At 63.9% G+C, this 13287-nt stretch carries 8 protein-coding genes; 4 read left to right on the top strand and 4 right to left on the bottom strand.

Annotated features, from left to right (window positions below; all coding sequences use genetic code 11):
• Positions 1-239 precede the first annotated feature (239 nt).
• Complete coding sequence (locus ABIB25_RS10965) at positions 240-581, bottom strand: hypothetical protein (RefSeq protein WP_354528488.1); 342 nt, start codon at positions 579-581, stop codon at positions 240-242.
• Between the two features lie 22 nt (positions 582-603).
• Here ABIB25_RS10965 and ABIB25_RS10960 point away from each other — a divergent pair, with 22 nt between their 5' ends.
• Positions 604-1371: a polysaccharide lyase gene (locus ABIB25_RS10960; protein WP_354528487.1), complete on the top strand. Its 768-nt coding sequence runs from the start codon at positions 604-606 to the stop codon at positions 1369-1371.
• Between the two features lie 430 nt (positions 1372-1801).
• Here ABIB25_RS10960 and ABIB25_RS10955 read toward each other — a convergent pair whose 3' ends face one another.
• Complete coding sequence (locus tag ABIB25_RS10955) at positions 1802-2665, bottom strand: hypothetical protein (RefSeq protein ID WP_354528486.1); 864 nt, start codon at positions 2663-2665, stop codon at positions 1802-1804.
• Positions 2666-5472: 2807 nt separating this feature from the next.
• Here ABIB25_RS10955 and ABIB25_RS10950 point away from each other — a divergent pair.
• Positions 5473-6219: a polysaccharide lyase gene (locus ABIB25_RS10950; protein WP_354528485.1), complete on the top strand. Its 747-nt coding sequence runs from the start codon at positions 5473-5475 to the stop codon at positions 6217-6219.
• A gap of 54 nt (positions 6220-6273) precedes the next feature.
• Here the strand turns inward: ABIB25_RS10950 and ABIB25_RS10945 are convergent, their stop codons facing one another.
• Together ABIB25_RS10945 and ABIB25_RS10940 are read right to left on the bottom strand one after the other, a co-directional pair.
• A complete protein-coding gene (locus ABIB25_RS10945; protein ID WP_354528484.1) occupies positions 6274-7296 on the bottom strand; it encodes a glycosyltransferase family 2 protein in 1023 nt (340 codons plus the stop codon).
• Complete coding sequence (locus ABIB25_RS10940) at positions 7293-8066, bottom strand: O-fucosyltransferase family protein (RefSeq protein WP_354528483.1); 774 nt, start codon at positions 8064-8066, stop codon at positions 7293-7295. Before ABIB25_RS10940 ends, ABIB25_RS10945 begins: the two co-directional genes overlap by 4 nt.
• Before the next feature lie 1134 nt (positions 8067-9200).
• Here ABIB25_RS10940 and ABIB25_RS10935 point away from each other — a divergent pair.
• Entirely contained in the window at positions 9201-9530 is a 330-nt protein-coding gene (locus ABIB25_RS10935; RefSeq protein ID WP_354528482.1) for a hypothetical protein, read from the top strand.
• A 227-nt stretch (positions 9531-9757) separates the two neighbouring features.
• Positions 9758-13287, top strand: a 3530-nt coding sequence (locus ABIB25_RS10930) for a LamG-like jellyroll fold domain-containing protein (protein WP_354528481.1), incomplete at its 3' end; no start/stop codon positions are given.

Raw genomic sequence — 13287 nt, 5'->3', positions numbered from 1 at the left:
CGGCGGGGCAGTATCTCGCTGGAGCTCGTCCGGGCCACCGCTCAAACGGAGGTAGTCCTGCTCAACAAGACGATCACTGCGTCCGTGCCAGTCGACGGCCGCCTGGCGGTGCGCTACCGGGTGGTCGCAAAGGACCCAGTTAGCATTATGGCCTCCGCCTGGATCGCCGGTTCCGAACCGCCGTCCGACTGGCAGGCCCAGTTTGTCGACAGCTCGACCGCACGGATTGGTGCTTCCGGTCAAGCGGCCGCGGCCGACGTTACCGCCGGTGGTGCGACTGCCGAGTTCGACGATCTCTCCATATACCGCTTGACGTCGCTCGATCCGTCGACCTCGCCGTCCACGTCAGCTGCGCCGTCGACCTCGCCGTCCACGTCAGCTGCGCCGTCGACCTCGCCGTCCACGTCAGCTGGGCCGTCGACCTCGCCGTCCACGTCAGCTGGGCCGTCGACCTCGACCCCGCCGTCCACGTCAGCTGGGCCGTCGACCTCGACCCCGCCGTCCACGTCAGCTGCGACGTCGATCTCGACCCCGCCGTCCACGTCAGCTGCGACGTCGACCTCGACCGCTCCGTCAACCACGACCGCGTCCGTGACACCTCCGATGACCACTCCCGCAGCGGTCCTGATCAACGCTGATTTCAACTCAATGGCCGCTGGTGCTGTCACCAGCGATAATTGGAACGCCGCGGTAGCGCCCACCCCGGCCGGCAACGCGGCCTACGGTCGTATGACCGTCGTGAACGTCGGCGGTGTCCACGGGAACGTTGTCCGGACCTCGTTGGCCGCCAACACCTTCGGCACCGGCAACGGTGCTGCCTTCACTGTCCCGCTGCCCACGGCGGTCGACTATGCTTGCATTGGCTACGACGTGCGCTTCGACGCCAACTTCGACTGGTCCGACGGCGGCAAGCTCCCTGGCCTGCAGGGAGTGAACCCCCAGACCGGCACCGCGCCAGCCGGCGGTGCTCGTCAGTACGACGGCTGGTCGGGCCGCATGATGTGGCTGGGACCTGGCGCTTACCGCTGGGCGGGCCCGAACAACATGGGCGTCAGCTACATGTACTACCCCAACCAGCCCGACGACTACGGTCAGAACATGCGCTGGAACAAGGAGTTCGTCCGCAACACGTGGCACTCCATCAAGGAGTGCTACACGATGAACACCCCCGGCACGGCCGACGGCGTGCTGCAGGCTTGGATGGACGGCACGTTGGTGCAGGACAACCACAGCTTCCTCTACCGTCAGACCGCGTCGGTGCATGCGAACCAGATCGGCTGGTCGCTCTTCCGCGGCGGTAACACCGCCGCCTGGGCAGGGGCCCGGGGCGGGTTCGTCGACATCGACAACCTTGTCGTCACAGGCCGCTGAGGCAGCTTCCGTACGACTGAACGACCATCACCACCGACCGGTCCGGGAGAACCTCTCGGACCGGCTGGCTTCTGTCGCGTCACGGAGGGCCGACGTCACAACGTCAAAGACCTTTGTCGTTCGCTCTTGGCTTTGATCAGCCGCACCGGGTCGTGGTGGGACGTTGGGCGAACGTGTGCCAGCCTCGCCGCGAGGCTGGATATCGACGCAGAACCCGAGCGATCAGCCACGGTTTGCACCCGACCTACTTGGCGACAAGAACACCGACCGGCAGGACGACATTCGCTGGTCGTTCGCTCTGAAGGTGACCGGCGACCTGGGCCTGGGGATCGTTTAGCCAGCGTGACCGGCTCGCGCTGGCGTCCGTTCGTCCAGAAGTTTGGCTGGGCGACCAGGGGCGATGGCGCCGCCGCCGAGTCCTACCGGAGACTCAAGCAGTCGCGACACTTACCTGCGTGATCAGGTCGTGGATCTCCGGGTCAAGGCCCGAATTGCCCACGAAACCGAAGCTGTCGCCAACCCGGCGGTATAGCCCGGCGCGCGGCGGGAAGCCGTCTCGGCCATTGTCCACCACTAGGAAGTGGCCACCCTCCGGTAGCACTCGCAGGATTGTAAGGACGCCCTGCATCAGCTTCTCATCGTCGAAATAGAAGCGACGCAACAGGTTCGCCACCTTGATGATGTCGGGGCGAGCACCTTCCCACGGCGTGAACACGTCGTGCACCCGATAGGTTATCCGCTCGTCACCAGCCATCAGGGCGCGAGCGTCTGGGTTGAGCAGCAGCACCTGTCGATGCTCCCCGCGCCGTTGAGCGGCGCGTCTAATCAGCGGCTGACTGAGCAAGCGGATCAGCTTTGACTGGGTGGGCCAAGCGACGAACCGTCGGCCGGACATGAGGATGCACGAGCCATCGGGGTCGTAAAAATACACCGTCCGACCCACCGTCATCGTGTCGAGATGGAAGTAGAGGTCGGCCATCGTGTAGGTGCCGAAAGTGGGCAGTTTCGCGATTAGGTCGACCGACGTCGATCCGTCGGAGCATCCAATGTCGACGATGGACGCGTCTGTGAGGTCGAGCGACTCTATGAGCAGGGTGTCGGCCATCGGGTGCCGGTTCGCTTCCGTGATCTTGATAGTGTCGCCGACGTGCACGGCGGCCATCAAGCGGCGGAACAACTCTGCGGACACGTTCTCGTCGAGCAGGGCTCGCGGATCGTCCCAGAAGAATCGTTTCGCGCTTCGTTCGAGCCACGCCGGCCAACGACCCGAGAGCGGTCTTACAGGGAATATCACCCACGAATCGTACCGGCATTGTGGTTGCTGACCGTGGTCATCCCTGCAAGTGCGGGAGTCGCCATGCGCCAACCCCCGTCGTGATGGTGGTGTCCCTTGTTCAGCCGATTCGGGCTCGGTGTTGAATCACCGCGCCGACAGGTCCGCTGGTCAGCGTAGGACGGGCCGAACACCGCATTAACGGCCGTACGGTCTGAGATATTGCAGTCAGCGCCAATGTGAGGGAGGTAGAGGGGTGCGGTGGCCGACATGCTGGACAAGCTCGCCGTTGGCACCAAAGTTTGAGAGCATGGGTTGAAGTTCCGGCCGCCACCTCCACGGGGCTGCTGCGGCCCGCGCCAACGCCGACTGGTGCGGCCTGGTGGGCCGCAAACTGCTCGCCTCGTGTGGCTGGATCTCGGACGACCACCCCGTTTAAGGGTTCGCAGTGATCGCGAGGCGGGCGGAGTGGATGAATTGAGGCCCATGGGAGCCATGCTCTTGCTCAGCCCTTGAGGGGCCCAAGCAGAAGACCGTTGCCGCCTGCTAGGTTTTACGACGATGCGGCATAGGGCAGCGAGATGCTAGTTGGGGCCGAAAAAGGCCTTGCGAATGGCGCTTGAGTGGCTGGGAACCTAGCGGTACGGCCTGGGATCTGCATGCCGGCGACCGTGACCAATGAGATCTTCGCGCTGGCCATGTCGAACAAACGATTGTCCGCCACAGCTCAAACGGGCGTACCTGCGTGCCTCAGCAGGTAGGAGGACGACCCTCTGCTAGGCGCGGAGTAAACGCACGGGCTCCGGAACGTACCGCCACGGGATTACCTGACCGGGCCACCCGCCCAGCGGCCGATCTTCCCGGGATACTTCGTCGTGACCGACCATACCGAGAAAATTCCACGCGGCTATCTGCCCACAACCGGCTCTGGAGCAGTCCCCTGTGCTTGTGAAGGCTCGCTTGATCCCGCACTGGGTGCTCCGACTATCCCAACACGGCTTCTACCAGCTCGCCCCCTCTCCGATCCTGACTGGTCACTCCCTTGGTTCCGGGGCCGTGGCCGTTGGGTAGCCGCCGTCGTCAATTGCCCGACCACTTGGTCCCTTCTAGTTCGAGCAGTGGGATCGTCAGCAGACGGCCGAACCTGCGCGGGGGCCCCGGTACGGTCAACCCGACCAAATCGGGCATACCGTGTGTGATGCATTTGTTATGGGTCTGTGATTCAACTTTCATGCGATTGGCCCCGACCCGTGATGCGACTCGTCACCGACGGCCGCGCCAAGCGCAGTGAACACATGGCAAACAGTGCGGAACGAGGACTCCGATGGGGCGCATTCGAGTGGATGGATGGATAGTTTGCCTTCCTGCGTGCGCACGCGACCCGAATGAAGTCCAGAAGGATCTTGCAGACGGGTCCATTTTGACGTTCAGTGTGCATAATTCGCTCGTTCGAATGACAGAACACAGGAGCCCCGCCGGATTGGTGCGGGCGTCGTTCGAGCCCGACGGGAAGGCTTTCCATGCATCGTGCCCACCGCCGACGCCGTGAGGCTGGTCGGACCCCCGATGGCTCCTCACGGTCCCAAGCCGTTGCGGGTGCCCACCGGGATCCCGGTATGGCGTCGGTCCAGGCATCGGTGCCTAGCCATGGGGCAAATACCGACTTGGCCACGGGCAGGGCAGGGGAGGCCGCCGGTGGGCGGATCGCCGCAACCGCCCGCGTCGGTCGTCACGTCGCGGCGATCGAACCGGGACCATCTTCGGGCACGCGCTCGAATCGGTCCTCGGCAGCCAGCCGCTCGGGCAATGGGGTGGGCCGCTGGAACCGAACACATTATCCTTGGACGGCCGTACTGACCTCTGCTCTGGTCGTCACTGCGATTGCCCTTTTCCAGGTACCGAACTTCCAGGGCTTGGTGGAGGCCAGTCCTCCGCCGTCATCCGTCAGCTCCACCGATGGACAGGGTTCGGTATCGACGGATCCGACCGGGTTTTCCGCCGTCGACTATTCCGACGGGCCGATGGACGGGGCCAGCTGGGACAGGACTACGCGCGCGGAGAAGACTGATGTTCTTCCACCCTGGCTGGCCTGGTGGACGCTGTGGCGGTCGAGGGTGTTTCCGACGCCAAATCCGACAGTCCCCGAGCCGCCCATCATTGACCCGTCGGACCCGCAGGCTCCCGATCCCACCGCGACTAGCGAGCCCACGTCGGCCTCCCAGCCGTCGGCCACCGCGACGATCACCCAGCCCATTGGTACGACGACGGAGTCAAACGGGCCGACCCGGACAACGTCGCCGAGCTCGGACGCTCCCACACCGCAAGAACCGACCTCGACTGAGCCGGTGACGACGGATCCGACCTCGACTGAGCCGGTGACGACGGATCCGACCTCGACTGAGCCGGTGACGACGGAGCCGACCTCGACTGAGCCGGTGACGACGGAGCCGACCTCGACTGAGCCGGTGACGACGGATCCGACCTCGACTGAGCCGATGACGACGGATCCGACCTCGACTGAGCCGGTGACGACGGAGCCGACCTCGACTGAGCCGGTGACGACGGAGCCGACCTCGACTGAGCCGGTGACGACGGAGCCGACCTCGACTGAGCCGGTGTCGACGGAGCCGAGCTCGACTCACCCGGTGTCGACTGCTCCAATGACGACCACAAAGCCCAATAGACCTACCACTACGTCGACGAGCACCAGCAGTACTCCACCCACGACCTCCACTACGACGGCGGGCACCACCATTACTCCATCCACGACGCAGTTATCGGCGTCGACGCCACCTTCGAGTAGCCCGTCGCCCAACCCAGGTTCCACGTTGATCGACTCTGACTTCAACCGGATGGACAACGGCCCGGTCACTGGCAACGAGTGGGATGCGGCCGTCGCCCCGACTCCGGCCGGGGATTCAGCTTTCCGACAGATGAAGGTCGTTGACGTCGGTGCTGGTCACGGCAAGGTGATCAGGACCTCCCTGAAGGGCTTCACATTTGGCACCGCCAATGGAGCAGCGTTCACCATCCCGCTATCGGACGCCGGCGATAAGGCATGCATCACCTATCAGGTGCGGTTCGATGCCTCATTCGACTGGTCGGACGGCGGTAAGCTCCCCGGGTTGCAGGGCACCAACCCATTGTCTGGCACTGCGCCCGCCGGCGGCGCCCGCCAGTCTGACGGCTGGTCGGGCCGGATGATGTGGGTCGGTCCGGGCGCTTACTCCTGGGCAAAGCCGACCAATATGGCCGTGAGTTATATGTACGGACCGGCCCAGACGGCAGGGTACGGCGATAATGTTCGGTGGGAGCGTGCCTTCCAGCCAGGTGTGTGGCACACCGTCAAGCAGTGCTACACGATGAACACTCCCGGCAGGGCTGATGGTGTGCTGGAGGCGTGGATGGACGGTGTAAAGACTGTCGACAACACAGCGTGGGTCTATCGACTGTCCAACAAGGTCCACGTCAATCAGATCGGCTGGTCGGTCTTCCGGGGAGGCAACACGCTAGATTGGGCCGGCGCACGCGACGGCTACATCGACATCGACAACCTATTGGTGACGAAGGGCTAATTTGACTGCACCCGACCATACCGACCGGACCAAGTTGTCGTCCCGAGCGGCTGCTCAGTCACTGGGCTGGATGAGGTCCAAGAGCACGTCTTTGGAGCCTCGGGCGTACCGCCGGTAGTCGCCTCGAACAGCGCGCAATCCGACCGGGGCCATTCGACGCAACCGGTTCCGTGACAGCCCGGCTCGGAACGTCTCGTGCGCCAAGCGCCCGGCGGCGAAGGCTCGGTTCCTCGGCGGCACATCCGGGATCAGCGTTAGTCTGTCCACCAAAGCAGCCCATTGCTCGACGAGCCGGCGGTTTCGCTCTCCGCCGGCTCCGGTGAGCAGCTCGAACTTCTCGTTGAGGGTGCGTCGGCGAACGCCCACCTGGTTGCCGCCGTGCTGGCGGTAATCGACAAGGGTTTCGTCGATGAAGTCGGTCCCGTTCTTTGCCGCGGCCACGACCCCAAGCCATTCGTCGTGCATCCACCGTGGCGGAATGGGCAGCGCGTCGATGAGCAGCTGCCGCCGTAGTACAACGGTGGCACCGGTGACGAGCCGCCGTCGGACCAGGCACTCTAATTCACGTCCGTCGGCGATCTGAGAGCGCTCTTTTGAGGTCAGACCCTGGGTGTGGGCTAGTGTGCGGCCGAGCGGCTCGCCGTCCCGGTCGACCAACTGGGCATCGCAGTGCACCAGCAGCAGCGAGGGGCGGCGGTCGAATGCAAGTAGGGCCCGCTCGAGTCGGCGGGGGTGCCAGACGTCGTCCTGGTCTGAGAGCGCAACGAACTCGCGTCCGCTTGCGCGCAGCGCCTGCTCAAAGTTGGCCACCACACCAAGCGTTTGTCCGTTCCGGATCACCACCAACTCGATCCCGAGCCGATCGCCCCCTGCCGCCTCGAACTCGTCGAGGGCGAGTTCGACCGTGCGGTCGGTGGACCCATCGTCGGAGAGCACCAGCTGTCGGGGCGGGATGGTCTGTTCTACGATCGAGCGGACCTGGTAGCGGATCCAGTTTGCGCCGTTGTACGTGCAGAGAGCCACTGTGACCGTTCCCGCCTTGGTGGCGGTCCGCCCGGGATCGCCCGATGCGGTCATCGTCGTTCGAAAGGACGCAGGGGGTCGACGGCGACGCCTAGCGACTCGTAGTCGATCGGCCCCGTCTTAGGTGCCTTTCCCGTTTCGAGTAGTTGTCGGTCGGCGGCGAGGTGCTCCGCTAGGTGGATGAAGCTGGAGAACCAGGGACCGATCAGGTAGCCCGAGCAAGCGAGCAGATAGAGGTCGACGATGGCACCCCGGATCGCTTCCGTGCTGTTGTACAGGCCCTTGTCTGGAATACCGACGATGTTGGGAATCTTCGTAGCAACTTCGCGGAACACCTCGGGTACGTCACACGACAGGTAGAAGCGGACCCCGGGGTGTATTTCGGAGATTTCCTGCATTCGCTCGACGAACCAGGAGACGGGTGATGTCGCCCTGGTCTGTTCGTGCGACACGGCGTGAGCGCGGATCTGCACCCCAACGTACGGGTGACCGGCCAATTCCTCCTCGAAGATGCGGTGCACCCGTGCCGCGATCGCCGGGTGCGGAATCAGATGGCAGAACTCCTCGCGCCAAGAGCGAAGTCCAGCCGGCACGATGAGCTCGGCGCCGGTCCGGACCTGGATGATTCGTGGCCCCTCCCCGGGTCCGCCGGTGCCCGTGAGGTCCCGCTCGTGGTACGGCGCGACTGTTGCCAGTGCTCGTGAGACGTACTTTGAGATCCGGCGGCCCTCAGAAAAATTCCAGAGATCCTCCAATCGTGGCTCGAATTTCTTTCCCGTCGGCCAAACATAAACAAACTCGCGCTTCTGATAGTTCGCGAGCACATTTCCGCCGAGAACTACACGAATTCTGTTACCGAGGCCTGATGATGCAGCATTATAAACAATAAGGAATCGCCTTTTCATTGAAAAATATCCGGTTCTGTCGCCGCCCTTTGGCGGGTGGTCAAGGACCTCGTGACCCTACCTCCGAACCAACCACTCTCGACGCCGGTTCCGCATCGGTATGAGGTGCGAGGCCGGTCCGACCGTACTGAGCCAGTGGAGTGTGCGTCCGTGATGTCTGCCGATCGGCGTCTGCTTTAGGGGGTCGCTGCGTGCCCGGCGGGCGTAGGCAAGTATCTACGGAGGCATCGACTAGCGGGGAGTCCGACCCGACATTTCCGTGACCCACCAGAACAGCTCGGTCCCTCAGACCATCTAGGACCCTAATGAGTGAACAGCATCCTACTTCAGGGTCGGCAGATGGGTGAATTTAGGAGAAGAGACAGGTCAGTCCGAATCGTCCGAGTTAACGCTGCACCCGAAGCACTGATTAGCCTGTTCGGCCGGACTACCCAGTGTTATTGTGACATGCAATACCGAAAGCGACATTTTGCGAGCCATCACTTGCGTCGGCGAGGTGGGGAAGAATCAACGACCGGCGCCCGAGGAGTTTCGCATGCCCTGCCGACCGACCGGCCCAGTCCTGATTCTGTGTGCAACGGCGGCGTTGCCCCCGGGTCTCTCCATGCCGACCGACCACCCTGAGGATTGCACATGAAGTTTAGTCCCGGGGGTGGCAAGAGTTCGGCGACCGCCGCCGCAATCGGCTTGGTGTTCCTTGCCGGATGCACATCCCAGCCACAGGTGGTTCGATCCTCGACGATCGCAGCGTCGTCGTCGACCGCGACAGGTGCGGCTGCACCTACCGGATCGGTCGGCGCCGTTGCGACGGGGGCGGGACCCAGCGGTTCGGTGACGTCAGGTTTGACCACGGGCTCGGTGTCTTCCGACATCCCCACCTCGGACTCGGTGTCGGCCGCCAGCGCCACTTCGGAGGCAGTGAGGACGACTCCTGTCGCACCACCAGGCGGAACGGGCGACATCTCAGCGACCGTGCACTCTGGAATTCCCACGACGGCAGCCACTAGGCCCCTCACCGGCACCGCCAAGGTTGGGTCGATCACAACCAGCATCGTGAAGATCGTCACCGTCAACGTCACCGCGAGCGGACCGGGGGAGACCAGCGGACCGGGTGTCACGATCACCTTGCGCGTGACTAACTCCGGTCCGCGAGCGGCCTCGCTTACCAATGTGGGAGTCGAGGTGACCGGGAAGTCTGGGGTTCCCGGCGTTCAGGTTGCCCAAGCGGACGTGGTTCCGTTCGTCGGTACCGTCGCCCCAGGTAAGACCGCCGAAGGTTCCTACCTGTTCCGGCTCGACAGTGCGGAACAAAAGCCGCTCACTATTGCAGTGAACTCGTTTGCATCCTCACCCACAGTCATTTTTGTCGGAGAACCCTCGTGACTCGTCAACGTCCCCTTCATCCCACCGCCAGACCGGAGACCGGCTTGTTAATCACATCCACACCGAGATCGCGACTAAGCCGATGGGCTGTCGTGCTCGGCGTCGCCGCGTTGTGCGTGCTCGGTATGCCAGTGCTGTCCGCACACGCTGACAACGTGGCGCTGCCGTCACCGCCGCCGCTCCTGCAGCCGACCCCGGCTGTCGTGAGCTCGGATGGTCTGCCAACCGTGCAGATCGACAACGGCGTGGTCTGGTCCCAGGTCGTCGTAAACAACACCGTCTATGCCGGCGGCAGTTTCTCGAACGCGCGCACGGCGGGGGCGATCGCGGGTCAGGGTCTGACGCCCCGAGGCAACCTATTGGCCTACAACATCACGAACGGCAACCTTGTCACATCCTTCGCGCCGAACCTCAACTCGCAGGTGCGGGTGGTCGTCAAGTCGCCGGATGGCTTGCGCATCTACGTCGGTGGTGACTTCACAACGGCCGACGGTGCTACGCACCGCCGCCTCGCCGCGTACAGCACAGCCACCGGCGCTCTGATCGCGAGCTTCAACCCCAACCTCAACGGTCCGGTTGTCGCGATCGCGGTCAGCGACTCTGCCGTCTACGTCGGCGGATCATTCACGCAGGCCAATTTCGTCAACCGAACCAACCTCGCAGCCTTCAGCACCGCAACCGGCGACCTGCTCAACTGGACGCCGACTACCGACGCCCAGGTCGATGCAATGGTCATCACCCCCGACTACTCGAGGGTGATCGTGGGCGGGCGTTTCGGTCAAATGAACGGCGTCGAGCAACGTGGCATGGGTGCCGTTAGCACGTCAAATAGTCAGTTAATCCCCTGGGCCGCCACCGACAGCATCAAGAACGGCGTCAGCCCGGGCCAGTCGGGTGCCGGCATGGCCGGCATATGGTCACTGAGCACCGACGGCCAGTCAGTATTCGGCACCGGCTGGGTATACGCCGCGAGCTCCGTCGGCAACCTGGAGGGCACATTTTCCGCTGACCCCAACTCGGGCACGATCAAGTGGATGGAGGCCTGCCACGGCGATACCTACGACTCTTACTCAGACAAGTCGACGGTCTACGTCGTCACCCACGCCCACTACTGCGGCAATATGGGTGCGTGGGACGAGTCAAACCCGCGCGCGGCCAACACTCGCCGCGCAATGGCGTTCGACAATAGTGTGGACGGCCTCATCGGCAACGACAACGCAGCAGGCGGAACGTACTACAACTGGATCGGCCGCCCAGGGGCATCGATGTACAACTGGTATCCCGAGTTGCAGGCCGGCACCTTCACTGGTCAAGGACAGGCGGCCTGGAACGTCACCGGCAACGGCACCTACGTGGTGATGGGCGGCGAGTTCCCGAAGGTCAACAACGTGGCTCAATACGGACTCGTGCGCTATGCGACCAAGGCCGCCGGCGCGCCGATGAAGCAGGGCCCACGCAATGGCTCCACGGCCTGGACCCCGGTCGCCAATACCGCGGTCCCCGGACAGATCCGGCTTGTTTTCCCGTCCAATTGGGACCGTGACGACATATCGCTGACCTACCGCGTGATCCGTAACAACAACACTGCCAGTCCGGTCAGCACGTTCGCGGCCGACGGCACGTTCTGGAACATGCCGTCGCTCAGCTATACCGACAAGGCGGTCACCCCGGGCACCAGTTACACCTACCGTGTCACGGCTACTGACAAGGACGGCAACTTCCAGACCTCCGCCACCGTTACGGCCGTCGCCTCCACCGGCACCGTCAGCCCGTACGCGGCAAAGGTGCTGTCCCTGGGTGCGTCTCTTTTCTACCCGCTGACCGAGGCGTCGGGCACCACGGCCAACGACTGGGCCGGCGCCAACAACGGCCTGTTCGGACCGGGCGTCACGCTCGGTGCCTCCGGCCCGATCGGCGGCAGCACCGACACGGCCGCGACCTTCGACGGCACCTCCAACGGTTACCTCGGCTCCACCACGCCGCAGGTCGGTCCGGACACGTTTACCGCCACCGCGTGGTTCAAGACGACCTCGACGTCCGGCGGCAAGATCATGGGCTTTGGCAACTCGCAAACCGGGACCTCTGGCAGTTACGACCGCCACATCTACCTGGACAACGCCGGCCACGTTTTCTTCGGCGTCTACCCGGGCGGCGTGCGCACGGTGAACTCCAGTGCCGCCTTCAACGACGGCCAGTGGCATCAGGTAGTCGCGAGCTTGAGCTCCGCCGGAATGGTCCTGTCGGTCGATGGCCGGCGGGTCGCCGCGAGCATTGACACGACATCAGGGCAGCCTTACAGCGGATATTGGCGAGTTGGCGGGGACAACACCGGGGGCTGGCCGAACACGCCCTCAAGCAACTTCGTCAACGGCTCCATCGCCGACGCGGCCGTCTTTCCGACCGCGCTCAGCGTTCAGGACGTCGATGCCCTCTGGGTTGCCGCCGGCCGCACATCGACCCTGCCGGTCGCGCCAACCGACGCCTACGGCCTGTCTGTCTTCAACGACTCCCCCGCGCTGTATTGGCGGTTGAACGAGTCGGCCGGTGCGACGTCGGCCGTCGACTCCGGCCCGTTCGGCAACGCCGGGAAGGCTCAGGGTGGCGTCTCCTTCGGGGTGCTTGGAATCTCCTCAGCCACCGGCACCGCTGCGATATTCAACGGCGCTGACGGAGCTGTGGTCTCCCAGACGCCGGTGAGCAACCCGACGTCCTACACCGAGGAGGCCTGGTTCAACACCTCGACGACGTCCGGCGGCAAGATCATTGGCTTCGGAGATTCGGCATCGGGTAGCTCCAATCATTACGACAGGCATGTGTACATGGATCCGCAGGGCCGGCTGAACTTTGGTGTCTATACCGGGACCGCGGTGGTCATCACGTCGCCGAACACTTACAACGACGGGCAGTGGCACCAAGTCGCGGCGGCGCAGGGCCCGTCTGGCATGCAGCTTTACGTCGACGGTCAGCTAATCGGTTCGAACTCTGAGACGGGGTCCGAGGGTTACACCGGGTACTGGCGGATCGGTGGCGATAGCACCTGGGCGGGCAGCCCGTTCTTCGCGGGCACGATCGATGAAGCCGCGGTTTACTCCACCGTGCTCCCGGCGTCGACGATCGCGAGTCGATACCAGACCGGGATCGCCAATCAGCTCCCGACTGCGTCGTTTACCACGTCCACCAGCAATTTGGTGGTAGGTGTGGACGCTTCGGCCGCCGTGGATCCGGATGGAACCATCGGGTCCTATTCGTGGAAGTGGGGTGACGGCACCCCGGATACGACCGGTACTGGCGCCACGGCGTCGCACACCTACGCCACGGCGAACACCTACACGATCACGCTGACAGTGACCGACAACCGTAGTGGCATTGGCACCACGACGCGGCAGGTCACGGTGGCTGCGGCCAACCAGTCGCCGACGGCGGCCTTCACGTCCTCGACCGTTAACTTGGTGGCCAGCGTGAGCGGCTCGACTTCGGTCGATCCTGACGGGAGTATCGCGTCGTACTCGTGGAAGTGGGGTGATGGGACACCGGATACGACCGGTACTACCGCCGCTGCGTCGCACACCTACGCCACGGCGAACACCTACACGGTCACCCTGACTGTGACGGATAACCGTGGTGGCACCGACACGATCGCGCACGACGTGACCGTCGTTGCGGCCAATCAGCTCCCGACTGCGTCGTTTACCACGTCCACCAGCAATTTGGTGGTAGGTGTGGACGCTTCGGCCGCCGTGGATCCGGATGGAACCAT

The organism is Nakamurella sp. UYEF19 (assembly GCF_040546275.1).
Classification (GTDB): domain Bacteria; phylum Actinomycetota; class Actinomycetes; order Mycobacteriales; family Nakamurellaceae; genus Nakamurella.
This window is presented reverse-complemented; position numbering and strand designations above follow the sequence as displayed.